Source organism: Mesorhizobium sp. M4A.F.Ca.ET.022.05.2.1, assembly GCF_003998845.1.
Lineage (GTDB): Bacteria > Pseudomonadota > Alphaproteobacteria > Rhizobiales > Rhizobiaceae > Mesorhizobium.
In genome coordinates this window covers 1-21,493 of sequence record NZ_RZOJ01000038.1, presented here as the reverse complement: position 1 = coordinate 21,493, position 21,493 = coordinate 1, and the positions used below count along the sequence as shown (strand labels likewise).

Annotated in this window: 19 protein-coding genes and 2 pseudogenes; 11 read left to right on the top strand and 10 right to left on the bottom strand. The window is 58.2% G+C overall.

What is annotated here, in order from left to right:
- Positions 1-4: 4 nt before the first annotated feature.
- The 9 genes from EN745_RS07085 to EN745_RS07045 form a co-directional block, all read right to left on the bottom strand.
- Positions 5-280: an EscS/YscS/HrcS family type III secretion system export apparatus protein gene (locus EN745_RS07085; protein ID WP_024505375.1), complete on the bottom strand. Its 276-nt coding sequence runs from the start codon at positions 278-280 to the stop codon at positions 5-7.
- A 2-nt stretch (positions 281-282) separates the two neighbouring features.
- The gene (gene sctR / locus EN745_RS07080) at positions 283-948 is read right to left on the bottom strand and encodes a type III secretion system export apparatus subunit SctR (RefSeq protein ID WP_029354851.1); all 666 of its coding nucleotides are present in this window, start codon (positions 946-948) and stop codon (positions 283-285) included.
- On the bottom strand, positions 941-1,969 hold the full coding sequence (gene sctQ / locus EN745_RS07075; protein WP_095769044.1) for a type III secretion system cytoplasmic ring protein SctQ: 1,029 nt from the start codon (positions 1,967-1,969) through the stop codon (positions 941-943). Before sctQ ends, sctR begins: the two co-directional genes overlap by 8 nt.
- Positions 1,970-2,058: 89 nt before the next feature.
- Positions 2,059-2,571 (bottom strand): hypothetical protein, encoded by a 513-nt coding sequence (locus tag EN745_RS07070; RefSeq protein WP_032899688.1) that lies wholly within the window; start codon positions 2,569-2,571, stop codon positions 2,059-2,061.
- On the bottom strand, positions 2,547-3,905 hold the full coding sequence (gene sctN, locus EN745_RS07065) for a type III secretion system ATPase SctN (RefSeq protein WP_024505372.1): 1,359 nt from the start codon (positions 3,903-3,905) through the stop codon (positions 2,547-2,549). Before sctN ends, EN745_RS07070 begins: the two co-directional genes overlap by 25 nt.
- Positions 3,902-4,525 carry a type III secretion system stator protein SctL gene (gene sctL / locus EN745_RS07060; protein WP_024505371.1) on the bottom strand — a complete coding sequence of 208 codons (624 nt, stop codon included), beginning with the start codon at positions 4,523-4,525 and terminating at the stop codon, positions 3,902-3,904. The genes sctN and sctL overlap by 4 nt, the downstream gene beginning before the upstream one ends.
- Complete coding sequence (locus EN745_RS07055; protein WP_269470858.1) at positions 4,522-5,208, bottom strand: nodulation protein NolU; 687 nt, start codon at positions 5,206-5,208, stop codon at positions 4,522-4,524. Before EN745_RS07055 ends, sctL begins: the two co-directional genes overlap by 4 nt.
- Entirely contained in the window at positions 5,153-6,016 is an 864-nt protein-coding gene (sctJ, locus tag EN745_RS07050) for a type III secretion inner membrane ring lipoprotein SctJ (RefSeq protein WP_024505369.1), read from the bottom strand. The genes EN745_RS07055 and sctJ overlap by 56 nt, the downstream gene beginning before the upstream one ends.
- Before the next feature lie 9 nt (positions 6,017-6,025).
- On the bottom strand, positions 6,026-6,535 hold the full coding sequence (locus EN745_RS07045) for a nodulation protein NolB (RefSeq protein ID WP_024505368.1): 510 nt from the start codon (positions 6,533-6,535) through the stop codon (positions 6,026-6,028).
- A gap of 187 nt (positions 6,536-6,722) precedes the next feature.
- On the opposite strand from EN745_RS07045, the gene EN745_RS07040 reads away from it, so the two are divergent.
- Together EN745_RS07040 and EN745_RS07035 are read left to right on the top strand one after the other, a co-directional pair.
- Positions 6,723-7,421: a secretin N-terminal domain-containing protein gene (locus tag EN745_RS07040; RefSeq protein WP_024505367.1), complete on the top strand. Its 699-nt coding sequence runs from the start codon at positions 6,723-6,725 to the stop codon at positions 7,419-7,421.
- A gap of 301 nt (positions 7,422-7,722) precedes the next feature.
- The gene (locus EN745_RS07035; protein WP_024505366.1) at positions 7,723-9,657 is read left to right on the top strand and encodes an HrpF/NolX family T3SS translocon protein; all 1,935 of its coding nucleotides are present in this window, start codon (positions 7,723-7,725) and stop codon (positions 9,655-9,657) included.
- Between the two features lie 1,137 nt (positions 9,658-10,794).
- Here EN745_RS07035 and EN745_RS36000 read toward each other — a convergent pair.
- Complete coding sequence (locus EN745_RS36000) at positions 10,795-10,995, bottom strand: hypothetical protein (protein ID WP_024505365.1); 201 nt, start codon at positions 10,993-10,995, stop codon at positions 10,795-10,797.
- Between the two features lie 100 nt (positions 10,996-11,095).
- On the opposite strand from EN745_RS36000, the pseudogene glyA reads away from it, so the two are divergent.
- The 9 genes and pseudogenes from glyA to EN745_RS06980 all read left to right on the top strand — a co-directional run.
- A pseudogene (gene glyA / locus EN745_RS07020) lies at positions 11,096-12,416 on the top strand (serine hydroxymethyltransferase).
- A gap of 57 nt (positions 12,417-12,473) precedes the next feature.
- The gene (metK, locus tag EN745_RS07015; protein ID WP_063169265.1) at positions 12,474-13,649 is read left to right on the top strand and encodes a methionine adenosyltransferase; all 1,176 of its coding nucleotides are present in this window, start codon (positions 12,474-12,476) and stop codon (positions 13,647-13,649) included.
- A gap of 100 nt (positions 13,650-13,749) precedes the next feature.
- Positions 13,750-14,763: an adenosine kinase gene (locus EN745_RS07010; RefSeq protein WP_126063919.1), complete on the top strand. Its 1,014-nt coding sequence runs from the start codon at positions 13,750-13,752 to the stop codon at positions 14,761-14,763.
- 65 nt (positions 14,764-14,828) lie between these two features.
- Positions 14,829-15,863, top strand: coding sequence for an L-threonine 3-dehydrogenase (gene tdh, locus EN745_RS07005; protein WP_126063920.1), 1,035 nt, complete (start codon positions 14,829-14,831; stop codon positions 15,861-15,863).
- Positions 15,864-16,577: 714 nt separating this feature from the next.
- Positions 16,578-16,746 (top strand): annotated as a pseudogene (locus EN745_RS36860) (transposase); the annotation flags it as partial.
- An 812-nt stretch (positions 16,747-17,558) separates the two neighbouring features.
- Complete coding sequence (locus tag EN745_RS06995; protein WP_024505585.1) at positions 17,559-18,245, top strand: response regulator transcription factor; 687 nt, start codon at positions 17,559-17,561, stop codon at positions 18,243-18,245.
- A 71-nt stretch (positions 18,246-18,316) separates the two neighbouring features.
- Entirely contained in the window at positions 18,317-19,738 is a 1,422-nt protein-coding gene (locus EN745_RS06990; protein ID WP_050580548.1) for a type II and III secretion system protein family protein, read from the top strand.
- A 12-nt stretch (positions 19,739-19,750) separates the two neighbouring features.
- The gene (locus EN745_RS06985) at positions 19,751-20,311 is read left to right on the top strand and encodes a CpaD family pilus assembly lipoprotein (RefSeq protein WP_063169261.1); all 561 of its coding nucleotides are present in this window, start codon (positions 19,751-19,753) and stop codon (positions 20,309-20,311) included.
- Positions 20,312-20,394: 83 nt separating this feature from the next.
- The coding region (locus tag EN745_RS06980) for an acyltransferase (RefSeq protein ID WP_145991988.1) at positions 20,395-21,493 on the top strand (1,099 nt) is incomplete at its 3' end.

Here is a 21,493-nt window from a genome sequence, read left to right as displayed (position 1 = left end):
CGGACTAGTAGCTAAGTGTCATTGCGGGAAACTCGGTGAAGATCTGATCGGCTAGCTCTATGAGCGGGGCGCTTAGCACAGGAGCAAACAGCCCAATCACCGCGACAACGACCAGAAGCTTCACGGTGAGCGGCAAGCTTTCATCCTGGATCTGCGTCGCCGCCTGGAGGATGCCGATGACGAGGCCGACAACCACTGATGCAATGAGCGGCGGTAGAATCCAGATCATGAAAACCACCAGTGATTGGCTCATAAGAGTAATGATGCTGGATTCAGTGATGATCAGCCTCCCGGTAACGTATAACTCAGCACAAGCCCATGCATCAATTTTGACCAACCATCAATGGCAACAAACAAGAAGATCTTGAACGGGACAGATATAACAGTTGGTGAGACCATCGACATACCCATTGCCATCAAGATAGTTGTCACTATCAGATCTATAACAATAAAAGGCAGATAAAGTAGAAATCCTATCTCAAATCCGCGCTTCAATTCTGATAGCAAGAAAGATGGTACAAGTATTGCAAAGTCATCAGGCGTGGCTGCAGCGTGCATTTCCTCTGGCCAGACCTTTTCTGTCGAAGATAGGAAAAATCGCCGCTGCTCTTCATTTGTGAATTTCTTGAGATGCTCGCGCAAGGGCTCACTTCCGGCTTTAGCGGCGCTTACCCAGTCGTCGAATGTCTGATAGTGGAGCTTGGGATCCGACATGCGGTCATAGGTCTGCTCAGCAACGGGCGCACTAACGAACATAGTGAGGATCATCGCCGCGGCGTACAGCACCACATTGGGTGGTATGGTCTGGGTCCCGAGCGCATTGCGGACGAGGAAAAGAACAATTGATACCTTTACAAAGGCCGTTGTCGTGGCAACTGCTAAAACCAGCAGACCGAGTCCGGCGGTAACCGCAAGAAGCGCCAGGATTGTCGGCTGAGCTTCACTCATTGCATGCAAACCCGCCACGGAGCCTGATGCCCAGCTCTTCTCCGATGCGGACAATGTCGCCACGCCCGATACGCTGACCATTGGCCACTATGTCGACCGGGCCGTCGATCGGCCATCCAAGTTCAAAAATATGCCCTTCGCCGGCACTTCTTAATTCCCCAAGAGAAATAGGCCAGCGGCCGCATTCAAAGACAAGCACGATCTCGACATCGTCGAGATCCTTAGTAAGCTCCAGTTGCGATCCGGGTTGTGTCATATGCGCACTCTCCAAAGGACACGGTCGCGGGCGGAAAGGCCCCCGCAAGATTAATTCATCGCCGTCAAGATCCGCCTCGGCGCACAACTGGCCGACAGCTAGGGTGATCTGGCCGCGGCCGAACGGCGCAATATCGGGCAACAATGCATCACCGACACATGCGCTTCGAAGAAGCGCCGCAGGAAGGCGAAGCGTGCCGACCTCTCCTGCAACAATGAGCGGGAGCTCTGGAGGCAGCCCGCCCAGCTGCCGCGGCAACTGGGCAAGCAGTTCGCCTAGCGCGCGAAACGCAGGCGGTACTAAGCCGTCAAGTGGCGTGAACAGGAATAGACGGCCCTTGCCCTTGACCGCGCCGAAAATGATGTCGAGTTCAAGATGAGGAGCCAGCATCGTGGCTTCGCATACCCGCACGAGTTGCACGTTCAGACGCGTCGTCTCCTCCAGTCGAGTGACAAGCGGCTCCAGAGCGAGTTCGAGAATTAGCGAAGCAGTTGGCTCGGAAGGGAAGGCCAAGCCGTTCTGCACTGTCGTGATGAACTCCTCTACGAGCGGGCGCGACAGTGACAAGATGACCGTTTCGGCTCCCACTCTCCAGACGCAGTCAAGCATCGGAATGGCAGCAGGTTCCTGCTGCCAGACAAGCCCTGCCGTTCGCACCGATAGCGGCACCTCGTTGATCCGGCTTTGAAACGGCGTGCGCGGCGCTGCTGTATCATTGAGCCACGAGACAACCGTGTGGGACAGTTTCAGAACTGGTTCGAACATGGCGGGTGTGACCGCAGCGCCTATCAAAGACTGCACGGTCGTGTCATTCGGACGACCTCTTGCGACCGTCGGATCCGGTTGCGCGGCATTTAGGCAAGCGACCCCCTCGCATATTTCAGCAGTATCTCATCGTCGGCCTCGATCTCGGCTGCGGCCTCCGAATGAGTCTCGACGGCGCGCCGCACGTCGTCCTCGATTTGTTGCCATTTGTCCCTTGCCGCCGAACATATGACCCATAGCTCCCTCGTCCTGGACGCCGCCATCTCAGCCTCCTCTTGAGCGATTTGGGTATCATCAAGCATCTGCCGTCTGGAATTGATCTCAGCGGCAAGTTGTTCAGTGTGAAGGCGGTGACGGTCGAGCGCTGCGCTAGACAAGTTGTCGAGTGACATCAGATGCTGATAGAGCGCTGCTTCTTTTCTTGAACAATGTTGCTGTATCATTGCAAGCTCCCTAGAGGCATTTTGTACGGCTGAGGCGGCCACATCGCGCTGGGCTTCCTTCTTGGACAGCTCGCCAAGGGCACGACGCTCTTGCATTTCCTTCAGAAGCCGTAACCTCGAAGACTGAATCCAGTTTACGCGGTCAGACGCGACATCCATGCGACCGTCTCCTCGAAATCTGACGCGTCATCTTCGCTCTGGCGCAGAAACTCCCTCAGTTCGTCGATTGACGCGACAGCCCGGTCAGTCAGGGGATCTCCACCTGGCTTGTATTCGCCAACATTGATCAAGAACTCGGTCTCGGCATAGCGCGACAGGAGCTCGCGGAAAATGGATGCTGCCTTGCGATGTGTCCCCGAAACGACTGCATCCATGACGCGGCTGCGACTCTGCAGCACATCAATAGCGGGGAAATGCGATCGCGCCGCAATAGCGCGTGAGAGGATGACATGGCCATCGAGAATACCACGCGATTCCTCGGCGATTGGATCACCCGTGCCATCACCCTCTACAAGCACCGTATAGAAGGCCGTGATTGAGCCCCGCTCACCCATGCCGGCGCGCTCGAGCAGGCCTGGCAGCATGCCAAAAACGGAAGGAGGAAAGCCCCGTCGCGTCGGCGGCTCACCCGCAGCAAGGCCTATTTCGCGCATAGCGCGGCAGAAGCGCGTCAGCGAATCCAGCATGAGAGCAACGCGTAGGCCTTGATCGCGGAAATATTCCGCGAGCGCAGTCGCCATTGGAGCGCATTGCGCACGCTCTACCGCCGAGCGGTCGGATGTTTCAACCACGACGACCGTACGGAGAAGGCCCTCTTCACCAAGATTCCTTTCGATGAATTCACGAACTTCCCGTCCACGTTCGCCTATGAGCGCCACTATGACGACGTCAGCGGCGGCACCCTTTACGATCTGTGACAACAGCGTCGACTTGCCACCACCTGGCTCGCCATAAATCCCGATCCGCTGGCCCTCGCCGCACGTCAGCAGACCATCGAGGACACGGACCCCAAGCGGGAATGGCCGCTCAATCATGCGCCTCGTCATCGGATTGGGGGCTCTGCCATGCAGGGGCCGAGTTTCGACGGTCTTGATTTCGCCTTTGCCGTCCAATGGGCGGCAACGACTGTCGATCACGCGACCGAGCAAATCGCCGCCGACGGGCACCTCACGCATTCGGCCAGTGGCCACGACCTCTGCGCGGCTGGATAGGCCCACCAAGTCCCCGATCGGTGTCAGCAATACACCATCACCCGACAGGCCGATCACCTCGGCCTCGAGCGACAGCCCGGTTCGCGGGTCCTCTAGGAGGCAAAGTTCCCCAATACGAGTGTCTGGCAAGACGGCATGAACCAGTGTGCCGATAGCCCGCGTGATCCGACCGCGCACCGCACGCGTGTCAATTCGCTTGGCCGCAGCCCTCAAAGACGAGATTGCTGGAACGAGAGCTCGAGTGTCGGCGTCAGCGTTATGTTCTGGGACGGGCTTTCTCATAGCTCGCCTTTCTCACAGAGCGTCCCGAAACCAAGGCGCAGCGCGCGCATCTGGGCGTCAAGTCCAAGGTCAACATTGCCGTACTCGCTCCACAGCACGCAGCGTTGCGGCGACAATGTCGGGTCGGGCTCGATCCGCACCCTTGGTCGACCATCCTGGCCGTCGCATCGAGCAAACTCTCGTGCAAGCATGTCGACTTGCATGGGAGAAACATGAAGGCAAACGTCGGCGCCGCTGTATTGACACTCTATGGCGTGACGAACAGCCCTCACCAATAGCTCGCCCGGATCGAAAGCGCCGATAAGATCGCTCAATATTTCCATCACGAGCTGCGGCAATTCCTGCTCCAGAGCCGCCTTTCGTCGCGCGATTTCGGAGATTGTCTCCGCAATCAACCCTGCCATCTCCTCGGTGCCTGCATTCGAGCCCTCCATGTGGCCGCGCGCCCACGCCCGCTGGTAAACCGCGCGTGCCCAGTTTCGAACGCGCTGCCGATGCCGTTCTGCCGCGGCAAGGGCTTGCGCGGCGCTGTGCCAGGTTTCGAGCTCGCTCGCGGGTATCAGTGGTCCGACTGGACGCATCTGCGGCGCTATTGGCCCCTCGGAAAGTTCGACTGTCATTTCACCGGGGTCTCTGTCTCAAAATGAGCTACTACAAGTGAAAGCAATTGGCCGGCGGCGGTCCAATGCTCATGTGCTGGAGTCTCCGCGGCAGTCCCCTCGGGCAATCGAAGAAGCACGCGGTTACGCTCGGTCGCTGAACTGTCCTGGAGCCAAGCTCCAAGACATGCGTGTCCATCGTATTCGATTTGCTGAGCGAGTTTTTCTGGGTCCGAGATCAGTCTTTTGTCAACAGCATGCAGCAGGTGTCGGATTCCGAATGCGTGTGCATCCACGCCGATGCGTTTAACAAGGATGGCAAGCTCAGGCTGAGAGACAAACGCGACCAGCGAACGGGCATGCCAGATACTACCAGCAAGAAGGGCCGCTCGATATGGATCATGCCCGCGTAGAAGGTCCGGCCTGCAGCCGATGTGGTTCAGATCCACGTCATCGTTGCCCAGCAATTCTGCCAGCCTTGGATGCAGTCTGGAACACTTCTGCAACTTCACTAACGTTTCGGCCGATAACGCTGGATCAAGACGCGCCGCAAGACGGGTTGGATGGGCCGAAGCCGCAAGCTCGCTCGCGCCCGGAAAGTGCGGACCATCAGGTCGGGCGGTCTGTATAGGCATTGGCAATGAGATGTCACCCACGTCCAATTGCAGGCATTCTTTTGCGAATGGCCTCGACAGCAGAAGCATCCCGGCGCCCCTCGACCTTGGAAACGCCGGTTGATTGCTTGCGCCGACGCGTAACAACGCCGATCAAGAGATAACAGGCCACGGCGAATACGGCTGCGGCAAAACCTGTTACGGTCGCCAGAAGTGGCGCAGGAAGAGGTAGTGATGCTTGTGGCAAAACAGCAGTCGGATCGGGCCGTTGCTCGTGTGCGGACCGTTCTACCGGCACCAAAACCACTTCCACCTTATCGTAGGACAGGCCTTCGATGCTGTCGGCTACAAGCATCTTTATCTTTGGCAGCAGAGCCGCGACATTTGTTTTTGCGTCGTGCCTGATAAACACCGAGGCCGAGGATGGCGTGGCACCGGCTCGCACAAGGTCGTTATGCGGCAGCACGACGTGAACACGTACAGAAAAAACGCCATCGATATCGCTGATCGTCCGCGACAACTCTTCGCTCAGGGCATACACGTAACGGGCACGCTCTTCGGTCGGCGAGGCAATCAGGCCTGATCCTTGGAATATCTCACCGAGGTTCTTGAAGGATTGGCGCGGCAGCCCCTTGGCGTTCAGAAGGTTGATTGAGAAGGCGAGCAGCTTTTCGTCAACCTGGATCGTGCTGGTTCCATCCTTGGCGACCACCCGGATCGCGGCGACCCCGTTGTCTTCAAGAAGTGCGAGCATTTCATTTGCCTCACGCTCTTGCAATTGCGTGTAGAGGTCGGCTTTGCAAGCAGTGAGGGCGACGAGAACTGGCAGCATGACAAGTCTAACCGACCGCCACCCTGACAGGCCACGCATGATTTCGCCCTCGGCCAAGCCAATCATGCGCGCGGTTCAGCCTTCCTTCAAAAGTTTATTCACGGATGATGTGACGCCGCTGACGCCTTTGGAGATAAGCGCCACCTGGGTGACGCCGTTGTAAACATCCCGAAGACCAGCCATCATCGTTTCGAAGTCTTGCCCTTGTTGGGGAATGCCCGAGATTCCGGTTCCCGCCTCACCTGGAACGGGAAGCTTCTGCGCCGGTCCCGGTAGAGCGCCCTTCGAAAGGGCTATGTCATGGTCGAGCGCGGGGAAGGAAACAGTGTTGTGTGGATATAGGGAGGAAATCGTCTGCAACACGCGATCGCCCATGCCGCTCGTCGGCGCAGCCGCGCGCTGAACATCCATCGCCGCAGCAACTGGCGCCGCACTCGCTGGCCCCGCGGCGGCATCGTTTTTCAGCGAGTCGGCTGCATGCCCTAAGGCGCGCTCAAACTGGGCCTGCTCGACAATCGACGGTGATCCGACCCTGGGGAGGCCAGCCGTTAGAGTGGCAGAGATCGACGTGACAGGCATCATCATGTAAGGACTCGGTTGCTCTCTCTGACCGGGCGAGCCCCGCCCATTCATCACCCGGTGTCGGCGCAACACTCCTAGGGGGGCAAGCTGACAACAAGCTGACTAACGGCGGCGTCATTTCGACAATCTAAAATCTCTTCGGCAATTTAGTCACTTGTGATGATTTCAGCGTTTGGTTTATCAGTGCGACATGCCGAGAACGCTTATCCAACCCGTCACCCTGCATGTTTTGAGACTTCTTTGTGCCGGGTTTTTTCTGTCCACCGGGATTCACCCGGCGCATGCAGTCCCGCTGTCCCTTCCGGCGACACCCTATAGATACACGGTTCTGGATCAGGAGCTCGCTGCAGCGTTGCAGGAATTCGGCAACAACCTGAATATCAGGGTCAACATCAGTCCTGCGGTGAAGGGGCGAATTCGCGGACGTATGCCTGATTTGCCACCGCGCGCGTTCCTCGACCGCTTGACGAACCTTTACGGTCTACAATGGTACTATGACGGCCTTGTGCTCTATGTGTCTGCTGCACAAGAATCGCAAACTCGAATGCTTTTGATGACGTCGATTCGCTTCGATGCGTTCAAGGGGGCTCTCGACAAGCTTGATATCTCCGACGAGCGCTATGTGGTCAAACCCGTGCCAGGCAATGGCCTCGTCTTCGTTTCCGGTCCACCGCGCTTCGTCGCACTCGTGGAGCAGACCTTTAACGGCTTGGTGGCGCAGGCGCAGGCGCAGACTCACATAGCGGCAACGCCAAAGGAATCAGTGCTGATCTTGTTTCGCGGCTCCTCCACTACGGTCGTTCGCGACGGACGACCGGATGCTTCTTATTCTTCTGACATCCCACAACAGGATAGCGTTGGCGGGAAGCCTGAGCTGGGCAAGAAATGAACATTGAGGATTTCCCGCAGCTCTGAAGAACATGACTGCGGCTACCCCTTTGTGAACTCTTCGCAAACTCGTCAGTTTCTCGAAAGCTAATCCGCTCATGATGAGTCCCGGCAGCTCTCGCGGTGACTCCGGCCATTGTGTTGGACCGAACCTTGGAGCCGGCCCGGAACACAGCAATTGAAGGCAGGGCAGGCGCATTCGTGACCTGCCGACGCTTGGAATTGTCGAATTTTGTGAAACGCAAGGGATCTTCTGTCGGGGTCTCTTGTGGGGATTTCAACGTCACGTCTGAGGATGCATAATGTCGGCCAGTAATCTTTCAACTTTCTACCGCTCAAATTCGCTACAGTCCGCAAGGGGTTGGCCGGGCCTGAAAGTTTCCCATTTTGCGACCCAGCATCAGCAAAGTGCATCGTGCTTCGAAGCGATGCTGTCCACTTGTGTGCTGGCAGACAAGCCCGGCTCTTTCGCGCAAGGGGATCTGCCAGCGTCGAATCTTGATTCGACAATGGATAAATTGCGGCAGGACCCTTTGGGCCATCTGGCACCGGATGTCTTGACATTGAATGGCTTGGAGCAACACCCACTGGATCTGCTGCCGCCAAATATGAGGGCGGCTCTCAAGGAGGACCAATCGCAACGCTCCAAGGCGACTGAAGCCCAACATCTGCTCGGCGTCACTCCGAAGATCGAGCCGGCTCCCAGGCCGAGCCCCGGAATCACGTGGAACGGTGGGTCGCTGACCACGGCTGAGTTGCAGATTGTTGCGGTACTCAACCGTCACAAGGACCAATGCCCGCTTACTTGGAAGTCGTTGACCGACAAAGCCAATGATCCCTCTACGCCACCGGATCTGAAAGCGGCGATCCAGGGACTGCAGCAGGATTCGGGACTTTTTTATGCGATTGGCTCGCAGGGCGACGGCCGCTGTGGAGGCAAGATCAACGCCAAGGACTTGGCCGGATTTTCAAACCACCACCCACAAGTTGCTGCATTTCAGGAAGCCCAAGCGCGAAGCTACGAGCAGAACTACATACCATCCGACGGCAGCGGAGGTTTGCAGCCTTCGGTCATGACCTTGAGCGATGCCTTGCGGGAGTTTTACCGGTACTCCGAAAATCTGTCCAAGGACCTGAGTCTGGATGAGTTCAAGAAAATGGTCGGCGGCGAATCGAAAAACGGCAAATTTCCGCCCCAGGTCATTGCGGCGGCGCAATATTTCCTCGATCACCCCGATGCTTGGAACCAGTTGTGCGGTGGCTCGAAAGGGAAGATGCACAAAGAGGATTTCCTGCAAGTCGCCTCATCGTCGATGAGCCTCACGCAAACTGAGCTGAATACGGTCGAGATGATCAAGGACCATCAGGACACGTTCTTTGGAAGCGGTGTTCTGACTCGCGACAAACTGGCGAAAATGAAAGACGACAAGAGCCTTGATCCGAAAGTGCGGGAAGCAGCCTCTCAGCTCCTTTCAGATCCTCTTCTGTTTGGCCTCCTGAACAATTCGATCACGGGCTATAAGACCCATCATAAATTCTTCGACTTTGGCGGCGGGCATACGGTTGATTCCGGCAATATCAGCAAAAAAGACTTTGCCCATTTTTGCACAAACATGTCGTCTGCGAACCGCAACGTTCAGCAGCCAATCACCCACGGCGCCCAAACCGCAGAAGAGCAGAATGCCGTCGCGGACATGAAGATGGGCCTGATGGACCAGCCTGACATTAAGTCAGCCAAAAAGAACGGCGGGGCCGTCATGCACGTCGTCGACTCCGTGCTCAAAATCGAGACGAAAGTGCTCGACTTGGCGGCAACGGCGGTGGGACTGCTCAGCTTCATTCCGGGCCTCGGACAAGTAGCCGATCTTGCCTCGATGGTTCTCGAGGCTGAGTCGCAAGCAGCCAATCTCCTGCGTACGGCCATTAACGGAGGCGATATGAAGCGAGCGCTGGAGGAAGCTGGCCTCAATATGGCCGCGCAGGCGATCGGCCTTATCGCAGGCCCCGAGGTCAAGCTGGCCATTCGAAATGGGCTCGTAAAGCACCTGATGGAAGAGGCCTTGGCGGCAGGCATTGATCTTTCGGTCTCGACGGCGCAGGACTACGCAGAAGGCTATGTGAATAACCTCAAAGCGCGCCTTGCAGGCGGCCCTGAGCAAAGCCTAGGCCTTCCGAGCATGCCATCATTCCAGAGTGTGGCAAGCAATGTGCCCTTCGTCGGCATTGCCTTATCCTAGCCGTCGCCTTGCGCGGAAGCTTTGGCTCGCGCGCTGACATAAGGGTCATTGTGGCACAAGCAGGGGTTCATCCGCATCAACGCAGCGGTGTTCCTGACGCCATCTGGATCGGACTGTGAGGGGGATGTCCGAAGTCTGTGAAGGCTTCGGTATATGACGACTTCAGAGTTACGCTGAGCCCAGCCATCTCGAGCCGGTGCGCCGGGTCGAGGTTTTCACGGGCGCCGGCCGGCAGCGGGAATGGTCTCCGGAAGGCACGGCGCGGATGGTGGCGGAGCGGCGCAGCCGAAGGAACGGCTGTCGCGCGCCCAGGGCGGCCTCCCGAACAGCAGACGATGATCTCCTGCCTTGGGCCTATATCCTTGTGCCCACGCTCAAGGCAGTCGGCTGAAAACAGCGCTGATTTAAAACAGCATTATCCTGCACTGCACCCTCGATCCTTGCGCTCACCGATCGCTCGTCGACACGCACGCGGTCAAGTCGTTATCGGCGCTATGCCGATGGGCTTCGAGAGCAAGGTGGACGCTGAGCGGTGCGTCAGCCTCAGGGCGCGGCTGGCCAGCTTTGGGTCTCACGCTCTATGACGGCAACACCCGGCTGATCAACTTGGCCTGTTCGCGGGCTCCCGGCAGCGGCGCGGAAGCCACGGTCCGCCTTCCTCGGCTTCAGGCCAAAGATACCGCAGCATGCTCCAGAGCTATGTCTGCCGCCTCCGCCCCATCGTCGCTGGTCATGTGGAAAGGACAAGCAGGCTACGCACCCCATAATCCCGTCGGGCAGGATTCGACAGTCGACGGCGAGACATTCGCCAAACCTCACCCTTGATTCTCAGCAACGTTAAAAAAAATTCACATAATGTTCGTGAGTGTAGTCTCCTGTCAGGTGGTACATTAGCCCCAATATCTGGCGTCTTAGTCGTAGAAAGGACTGTGATCCATCTTCCATTAGCATCCATACCAGCGGATTTACAGCAAATGACGAGAGAGGTCTCATGCGGATTGATGGGGATAGAAGGGCTAGCGGCTTGCTGCATCCCGTCCGGGTTGATGCCAACCAATGTTGACACTGGTAAATCGCCTAAGGACGGCAGCGCATCTTGATCGCCTTCGAATCCTGGGCCTTTGCGCGCATGCGGATCTAACCGTCGGCGAGCTGGCCGATATTACCAGTCTGCCTCGCGAGCAGGTTCGACGCCACGTTCGGCGGCTGGGCAGAGCCAACTTTCTTTGCTGCAACGAACAACGTCCGCAGTCTTCGTACCATATGCAAGCAGGAGGCAAGGATGGCGGGCTGGCTCAATTGGTGGTCGATCTCCTGCCCCACGATGATGGCCATCATAAAAGAGACCTACAACGCCTGGAAGCAATACAAGACGCGCGGTTGAAGGGACCGCCTGCTTGATCGTGAAATAGATCAGTCCAAATGGAGCGCGACTACCATGGATAACTCCGCCGGCGGCGCCATCGCGCAGCCCGACACTTACGGGCGGCCTCACTTAGCCGCCGTCGACTCCCGCGTTCACGAACTGCTTCTAAGACAGGAGCGTCAGGAGCGGACAACTCTCAAACTGATCGCCTCCGAGAACTTTGCCTCCTCGGCGGTGTTGGAAGCGACCGGGTCGATTTTCACCAACAAGTATGCCGAGGGATACCCCGGTGCGCGCTACTACGCCGGAAACGAGATCGTCGATGAGCTTGAGACCCTCGCGATCGAGCGCCTGAAAGCGCTATTTGGCAGTGAACACGCCAACGTCCAGCCTTATTCAGGCTCGCCAGCCAACCAGGCTGTCTATCGCGCGCTTTTGAGCCCCCGTGACAAAGTCATGGGCTTGCCTTTACCCGAAGGCGGCCATCTGACTCACGGTTGGTCCGTCAATTTTTCCGGCAGCGATTATCAGCGCGTCCCGTACAGGCTGCACGAAAAGACACAGCAAATTGACTATGACCACTTGCGCGAGACCGCCAAGCGGGAACGCCCGAAGCTAATTTGGGTCGGCGGAACTGCTTATCCGCGTATTTTTGACTACGCGGCAATGGCCGAAATTGCTTCGGAGGTGAACTCGTATCTGGTGGCTGACATCGCCCACATCTGCGGCCTGGTTGTCGCAGGAGTGCATCCGAACCCCGTGTCCCATTGCGATGTGGTCACCAGCACCTCTCACAAGTCGATCCGCGGTCCCCGGGGTGGCTTCATTTTATCAAGGAATGAAGACCGTTATCAGCCCCTCCATCATCCGAAGAGCAAACACAATCTGCGCCGTGTTCCCTCTTCTGCAAGGCGGACCGCATATGAATACTATCGCCGCGCTTGCCGTCGCTTTGCAGGAAGCAGCGAACTCGTCCTTTCGTGTCTACGGTCAGCAGATCGTCCACAACGCCAAGGCTCTGGCCCAGGCGCTTCTGGAGCGAGGTTATGAACTCGTCACTGGGGGCACTGACAATCACATGCTGATCCTTGATCTTCGGGACCGGCCGCTGTCAGGCAAAGCCTATGCGGAGCGCTTATCGCGTGCAGGCATCATTGCGAATTTCAATATGGTCCCGGGCGACCGGCGGCATCCGGCGCTGACAAGCGGCATCCGCTTAGGGACACCAGCGGTGACGTCCATGGGCATGCGCGAAACGGAGATGGTGCAGATCGCCGCTTTCATCGACTCGGTCTGCCGCCAGCCCGATGACCAGGAAGTTCATGCGAGCGTACGAAGAGACGTTGCCGACTTCTGCACTGCGTTCGATGTTCCCGGCATCCGCGACCGATAAGCCACCCCAATCCAGAAACTCCTCACTAACTCCAGCACTTGAAGCGAGGGCATTTTTATGACCAGGCAGTTCGTGTTCTCTTCCGAATCCGTCGGCGCGGGACACCCCGACAAGATGGCAGACAACATCTCCGATGCCATTCTCGATGCGGTCCTGCGCACCGATCCGAAGGCGCGCGTCGCCTGTGAAGTGTTGGTGAAGACGGGGATGGTCGTTGTGGCTGGCGAGATCACCAGCCATGCCCACATCGATTACAGCCAAGTCGCCCGCGATACGATACTCGATATTGGCTACGACGATGATGCGATTGGCTTTGATGGTCGACGTTGCGCCGTCGTTCTGGCCCTCACCGAGCAGTCGCCCGACATAAGCCAGGGCGTTGATGAAGGACGAGGGCAGGATCTCGGGCAAGGGGCAGGGGATCAGGGCATCATGTTTGGATTCGCATGCAACGAGACGGATACATTGATGCCCCTGCCGATCCAACTCGCTCACCATTTGACGAAAAGACAGGCCGAGGTCCGGAAAGCGGGACAGCTTGGCTGGCTGCGTCCGGACGTGAAATCTCAAGTGTCGGTACGCTACGAAGGGCTCCGCCCGGTGGCGCTGGATACCATAGTCCTGTCAACGCAGCATGACGAAGCGGTCTCACAAGCCACGGTCCGCGAAGGCGTCATTGAGGAGATCATAAAACCGGTCCTGCCGGCCCACCTGGATACTTCGGGGATCAGATTTCTGGTCAACCCAACAGGGCGGTTCGTGGTCGGTGGGCCTGCCGGCGACTGCGGCCTCACAGGACGGAAGATCATCGTCGATTCCTACGGTGGGACCGGGCGTCACGGCGGCGGTGCCTTTTCGGGCAAGGACCCATCCAAGGTTGACCGCTCGGCGGCCTATGCCGCCCGGTATGTCGCGAAGAACATCGTTGCCAGCGGCCTTGCAGAGGTCTGCGAGGTTCAGCTTGCCTACGCGATCGGCGTGGCCAGTCCGGTTTCTGTCATGGTCAATACCTTCGGAACCGCAAGGATCGAGGAAAAAAGGATCGAGCGCCTTGTTCTCGAGGTTTTCAATCTCCGACCGAAAGGCATCATCAAGATGCTTGATCTCTTACGGCCGATATACCGCAAGACGGCGACATACGGACACTTCGGGCGTGAAGAGCCTGAGTTCACTTGGGAGAAGACGGACAAAGCTGACGATTTGCTGCGTGAAGCCGGACCGGCAGCTGCGTGAGGGCGGCTGGATCAAGCGCATGCGGCAACCCATTTCAACTCGCGAGACCACGCCCGGCCGGCGTGGCAAGAAGCCGGCTCGGGTTTTGGCGGAGATTTTGATGCCGGATTATGACGTGCTTTGCATCGGCAATGCCATTGTCGACATCATCGCCCAGTGCGACGAGGAATTCCTCGAGACCAACGGCATCATCAAGGGCGCGATGAACCTCATCGACACACAACGCGCCGAACTGCTCTACAGCCGCATGGGTCCGGCGATCGAAGCGTCCGGCGGCAGCGCCGGCAACACGGCGGCCGGCGTCGCCAGCTTTGGCGGCCGCGCGGCCTTCTTCGGCAAGGTCTCCAACGATGCGCTGGGCGAAATCTACGCCCACGACATCCATGCGCAGGGCGTCGCCTTCGGCACCACGCCGCTCAAGGGTGAGCCGCCGACGGCGCGCTCGATGATCTTCGTCACGCCCGACGGCGAGCGCTCGATGAACACCTATCTCGGCGCCTGCGTCGAGCTTGGCCCTGAGGATGTCGAAGCCGACAAGGCGTCCGGCGCCAAGGTCACCTATTTCGAAGGCTATCTGTGGGACCCGCCGCGCGCCAAGGAGGCAATCCGCCAGACGGCGAAGCTGGCGCACGCGGCAGGCCGAGAAGTGTCGATGACGCTATCGGATTCGTTCTGCGTCGACCGCTACCGCGACGAATTCCTCGACCTGATGCGCTCGGGCACGGTCGACATCGTCTTTGCCAACAGCCACGAGATCAAGTCGCTCTACCAGACATCGTCGTTCGACGAGGCGCTGGCCCAGATCCGCAAGGATTGCCGGATCGCCGCCGTCACCCGCTCGGAAAAAGGCTCGGTGATCGTGCGCGGCGACGAGACCGTGGTGATCAAGGCGACCGCCATCAAGGAACTGGTCGACACGACGGGCGCCGGCGATCTCTATGCCGCCGGCTTCCTGCATGGCTACACGCAAGGCCGCGACCTGCAGACTTGCGGCGACCTTGGCTCACTGGCAGCCGGATTGGTGATCCAGCAGATCGGCCCCAGGCCCCGTCAGAATTTGCGCCGCGAGGCCGAGCAGGCGGGGCTGACCATTCCGGACGTTCAAACGAGTTAGTGGCCTACCTTCCCGTTGTGCAGGCTATCTCGCCAGAAGCGCAATCACGGAATAGGGAAATCCTGATGTCGAACATGATGAAGGCGCTTGTGAAGGCCAAGGCCGAACCGGGCATCTGGATGGAAGAGGTGCCGGTGCCGGAAATCGGCCCCAACGACGTGCTGATCAAGATCAAGAAGACGGCGATCTGCGGCACCGACGTGCACATCTACAATTGGGACCAGTGGGCGCAGAAGACGGTGCCGGTGCCGATGGTGACGGGCCATGAATTCGTCGGCACCGTTGCCGATTTCGGCGCAGCGGTCACCGAATACAAGGTCGGCCAGCGTGTATTGGGCGAAGGCCACATCGTCTGCGGCCATTGCCGCAACTGTCGCGCCGGGCGAGGGCATCTGTGCCGCAACACACTCGGCGTCGGCGTCAACCGTCCAGGCGCCTTCGGCGAGTATCTGGCGATCCCGCAGCACAATGTCGTGCCGATCCCCGACGATGTGCCCGATGAGATTGCCGCGATCTTCGATCCCTTGGGCAATGCCGTCCACACCGCATTGTCCTTCGATCTGGTCGGCGAGGACGTGCTGGTGACTGGCGCCGGGCCGATCGGCATCATGGGCGCGCTCGTCGCCCAATGCGTCGGCGCGCGCAAAGTGGTCATCACTGACATCAACCCGGTGCGGCTGGCGCTAGCCAAGAAACTCGGCGTCCAGCATGTCGTCGACGCCTCGAAGGAGAAGCTGCGCGACGTCATGCCGGTGCTCGGCATGACCGAGGGGTTCGACGTCGGGCTCGAAATGTCAGGCGCCGCCCCCGCTTTCCGCGACATGATCGACACCATGAACAATGGCGGCAAGATCGCCATTCTGGGCATCGCGCCGACCGGCTTCGAGATCGACTGGAACAAGGTCATCTTCAAGATGCTGCATCTCAAAGGCATCTACGGCCGCGAGATGTTCGAAACCTGGTACAAGATGATCGCGCTTGTGCAGGGTCCGCTGGATGTCTCCGGCCTGATCACCCACCGCATCGGCATCGACGATTTTCAGATCGGTTTCGATGCGATGAAGAGCGGCAGTTCCGGCAAGGTGGTGATGGACTGGTAGGGATTGCCTTGGCCGCTATTCAGGAAAAGCTGACGACAGCACCTCTGGTCCGCCGGACATTTTCCAACTAGGGGAACATGGCTGGGTGGAGAGCTATGGCTCCGCTACGTGCGCTCGCTAATCATACACGGCGACGTATCGCGGCCCACCCGGTGACGGTCGATGGGGCAATTCGCTTCAGTCGATGACGGAAACCCGGTGAACCGATGCTGAGGCCCCGACGCGATCGTCTATTTCCTATGATCTGCGATTGAGGTCGAGGTGTTGCCGCTTTCAGCGGGTAAAATGCGATAGACGACTTCCGGTACCCTTCCGGTCAGCGAAAAGGAAGGCAACGAGCCGCATTGCCTCAAGCAAAATGTTACCAATAGTGTCCTGTTCCAAAGGGGATGGACAGGTCGTGCCATTCCGGTTCGGGGGAAGGATGGCGCGGCTCAGCATGGCGACACGGTGAAGCGGCGATCGTGGAGCTTTATTGCGGCGTTGACAAGCGGCGCATTCTGGATGAGTTCGAGGCGGTAACCGGCTATTATTCGCAAGCGCGCGATCCGTCTTATGAACCGTCGTGAGCAGAGGCCGTCTGCGGGCAAGAGCCGCAGCCGCTGTTACGGCAGCGATGTCCGCGACGCGCTCATCGTGTTGTGGGAGGATTCGGAGCGGCTGGGTCCGCATCGACGCTCGCGGCGGCCAGCGCCGCCGGGCAGGAATGAGTTCGCAGTTCGCCGCTCGGTGCCAGCCCGCACCTTCGGCGATTGGAAAGATCCGCCGCCCGGCTTTGTTGAGCGCATTCGGGCACGTCTTCGTCAGGGAGCTTCGTGCAGACGATGGTGCTGACCGGATTGCCGCCGGCTGGACCGATTGCATTCCGCTCCGCACGCGCGACAGCGGCAATGTGATCATGGCGATCAAGCAGGCCCGCTCCCGGTTTCGCTGACCCTGTGCTGCTGTTTGCCGGCATCCGCCCGCACAGGAAGAGCTTGTAAAAGCGGTCGGTGCGGAAATCGAGGAGCCGTTGGTCGTCGATCTTCAGCCTGAACGCGGTCGTTTGCTGGTGCCGCAAATCGGCTGTTGCATGTACATCCCTGTCAGACGTCAGTTTTCCTCGCCTATTTTGGTGTCGAGCGCGAAGTGCTCCAACCAGATTGCAAGGCTTTTTGGAAATGAGAGCGGCTTTGCGCAGGGCGCTCCGTTGTTGAGCATTCAAGCTACCAAGCCAATGACGCGCAGGTTCCACCAGGCTCGCCAGCCTTGAAGGACAGCGAAAAAAGCAGAGCACGACAGACACAACAGTGCATCAGGACGCCGCAGTCGTTGAAGATGGTGCGCTGCATCCATACCGTGGATGCATTCGATCCAAATAATCGATTTGTTCAATCAGTTTCTCGAAAGCTAACCCTACCCTCTGTGGGAATCGGGCTCTGAGCCGCGACGCTGCCTTGCGAGCGCAGGGGCTGCACGTAGGAGAGATGATGCAACGAGAAATCGCACGCGGGTTGCTGGCCTCGTGGGTTCGCCGACCGGCGTATTTGAGCCCGTCAGTTGGTCCTCACCCGCGCCTATTGCCACCGAGCGACTTGCATGTCCCTCCGACTCGGACCAGTTCCGAGAGCTGCGACGAGTTGCGCGCCGTGTGCTCCGATCAGATGGCCGCCGGTGACGCGTTCGATGGGCCGTCCCTCTTCGAGAGGAGATGAAATGCGAACGCTGCTCGTGGATCATCATGCGGATCTTGCGCGCGCCATGCGACTTGCGCTCGGGGATGGCGGCTTCGTCGTTGATGTCGTTGGTACTCTGGAACTGGCTTCGAGTGCATTTTCTTGCGCCAGCTATGAAATTCTCCTGCTGGAATTGGCTCTGCCAGATGGCGATGGCTTGGGTTGGCTGAGGCAGTTGAGGACCCACGGGCATTCAGTTCCTGCCGTCATTATGAGCAGCCTTAACGATCTCGATAAGCGAATTGCGATCTTCAACGGTGGTGCGGACGACTTTCTGCTCAAACCCATCTCTACCGATGAGCTTATTGCCAGAATGAGAGCCATTCTGCGCCGGGCGACACAGATGACCGACCTGAGGCTCGTATTTGGCAATCTCGACTTTGATCCGGTCGCCCGCCAGGTTTTCGTTGATGGGCACCCAATGATGATCGCACGTCGCGAACTCTGTATTCTAGAGCACCTGCTTAACCGGGCAGGCCGCATCGTGCCCCGTGCGCAATTGGAAGATCACCTCTATTCATTCAACGACGACGTGTCTGCCAACGCGCTTGAAGTCGGAATTTATCGTTTACGGGGACATCTGACCAGATCAGGTGCAACGCCACGGATCAAGACCATCCGAGGCATTGGTTACATCCTAGAATTGACTGACGCCTCGTCCGCATAGTTTGTCGAATCGAAAGAAGATCTATTTTGCTGATCCTTCAACATCCTTGCCATGCGCTCAATTGGCGGGCGATCGCCAACAAGGTTACAAGACCTGCAGTTCCCCGTTACCTGGGCCATCTCCTCTGCGCGCTTATTGTGACTTTCCCACTTGGTGTCGCGGCGCAAAACAAGCAGGACAAAGGCCCGCCGCATGCGGCTTCGAATAGCATCAACGCCACGCTGACCCTTTCCTCTTCGCTCGGGGAGACCGTTCATCTGCCCGCGCCAGCCACGACCATCTTTGTTGCTGACCCCACGATCGCGGATTTTCAGGCGCCATCGAGCAAAACAATCTTCGTCTTTGGCAAGAAATCGGGGCGGACCAGCCTATTCGCCTTGGATGGCAATGGCGAGCCTCTCGCCGAATTGCGTATCGTTGTCACGCAACCGATCGGGGATTTACGCGCCATGTTGCGGGAGCAGGTCGGCGACTATCCCATCCGCGTCAACTATACGCCGCGCGGCGCAATCCTTAGCGGGACGGCGCCCGACGCAGAGGTCGCCGACACCGCAAAAAGAGTCACTGAGCAATATCTGGGCGACGGAGCGCAAGTCGTCAACAACATCAAGGTCGCTGGATCCCTGCAAGTTAACCTCAGCGTGCGCGTAGCCGAAGTCTCACGCAGCGCCATGAAGTCACTCGGCGTCAACTTGTCCGCCTTCGGTCAAATCGGCAATTTCAAAGTGGGCGTTCTAAGCGGAAGCGCTGCAAGCGCTGGGTCTGGTTCAACCCAGGGTGGCGGTACAGCAGAAATCGGATTCGACAACGGTGCCGTCAACGTCAGCGCGGTTCTCGACGCGCTCGCCAAGGAGCATATAGCTTCCGTCCTGGCTGAGCCGAACCTCACCGCTATGTCGGGTGAAAAGGCCAGCTTTCTCGCGGGCGGCGAATTTCCCATTCCTGTCCTGCAGGAAAACAGGCAGGTATCGGTTGAATTCCGTCACTTCGGCGTCAGTCTGGAATTTGTGCCGACAGTTCTCAGCAACAATCAAATCAACATTCACGTAACGCCCGAAGTCAGTGAACTGTCGACGCAAGGTGCCGTGCAAATCAACGGAATTTCCGTGCCGGCAGTTTCCACGCGCCGAGCCGATACGGTCGTCGAACTCGCCAGCGGCCAGAGCTTCGCAATCGGCGGTCTAATCAGGCGGAACGTCAACAATGATGTCAGGGCCTTTCCCTGGCTCGGAGAACTGCCGATCCTGGGACCGCTTTTTCGCTCGACCTCGTTTCAAAAAGAGGAGTCAGAACTGGTCATTCTAGTTACGCCTTACATTGTAAGACCAGGCTCCAACCCAAACCAGATGAGCGCACCGACCGAGCGGGCGGCACCGGCTTTGAACGGAGGGGGCGCTCCGACGAATTCCGTGACAAGTCCCCCGCGAGACCGCGCTGCTATCCGTGCGGGCGCGCCAAGCGCCCAGGGCGGTCTCGGCTTCATCATCGAATAGTGTCATCCAAAGATGTTGCGTTTTATAATCCTCTTTGTCGCTCTGGCACCAAGCGTAAGTGGCTGCACAAGCACTACGCCAGTTGATGTCGAACCATCGGCACCAATGCTTGTCCGAGAGGAGACCACCGTCCTGACGTTGCAAAGCCTGCGCGCTTCCGAACGGCAGCGTTTGCGTGTTTTCCTAGACAAGGCCAGTCGCGGCCGGTTCGATGCCATCCACCTCCTCATCAGCGGTTCGCCCCAGCTCAGCGCAGGGGTAGCCCATCAGGCCAGGCAGTTGGCAATCGAAGAAGACAACATTCAATTGCGCGATCAACACGACGCCGGCTCAGTGCGAATTGAGGCGATTGTCTATCACGCCCGTCCGCCGGTCTGTCCCTCATATGGTGCCTTACCCAATGAAGAATCCTTCAAACAGCCGCTTGGTTGTTCGACAGGACATAACCTGGCCGTGATGGTCAACGATCCGCGCGATCTGCTCGACAATCAGGCCGTCAAGGCCGGCGATGGCGATCGTGCTTCTGTACCAGTTGCAACTTACAGAACATTCGGGACGGATAAAGGTGGCTGATACCGCCCTTATCTCGGCAGCACTCCTACCGGAGATTGAAAGCTTCCAATCGCGTCCTGATCTAAAATAAAAGGAACCGCTGGATGCAATATAGGCGCTATATCGAGGGCCTTAGGGCCGTTGCTGTACTTCCGGTCGTACTCTTTCATTTCGGAATTTCGGCGATCCCGGGTGGCTTTAGCGGGGTCGATATCTTCTTCGTCATCTCCGGCTACCTAACCAGCGGAAGCCTCCTGGATGACCTTGAACGCGGCCAATTTTCCATCGTCAACTTCTACTGGCGCCGTGCCCGGCGCATTCTGCCGGCGCTCGTCTTTGTGATGCTTCTCACCTGCATTGCAGCATTGTTCATTCTTCTGCCACCGGATCTGCGCGGATTCAGTCTTAGCATCATAGCTACCTCGACCTTCTGGTCGAACGTTTTCTTCTGGAAAACGTCAAGTTACTTCTCTATCGATGCCGCGCTTCTACCACTGTTGCACACTTGGCCGCTTTCCGTAGCGGAGCAGTACTACATCTTCGCACCAATCCTGATGTTCCTAATCTATCGCTACATCGGGAAGCGCTGGCTGACGACACTTCTTCCGATAATTCTCTGCAGCTTCGTAGTGGCGGTGATGGCGACATCGCTGGCACCCACCGCCGGATTCTATCTGCTGCCGACCCGAATCTGGGAACTCATGTTGGGCGCCCTGCTCATGCTCAAATGCCCCTCGCCGCTGGGCAACCGATTCCTGATGGAGTCGGTGGGGGTGGCCGGATTTGGCCTTCTCGCCATCGGGTTCTTCGCGATTTCGGCGAGTGATCCGTTCCCAGGCTACAACGCCTTGTATCCATGCATCGGAACGGCCCTTCTGATCTATGTTGGCCAAAATACCCCCTCGACGGTCGCCACCCGCATGCTCGAAGTCCGGCCGCTGGTCTGGATTGGGCTCATCTCGTATTCGTTGTATCTTGTTCACTGGCCTCTCAATGCGTTCGCGCACTATCTTTCGTTCCAAAAACTCGATCCGTTGATGACCGGTGCGATGTTGGTGGCAAGCCTCGCATTGGCTGCATTCTCCTGGAAGTTTGTAGAGCAGCCGTTTCGACAGAAGAGGGCCTTCACCTCCCCGGGGCCTATCTTCGCCTTTTCAGCGCTCGCGATCGTTGTCCTTTGTGCCGGCGGAGCGGCGGGGGCGC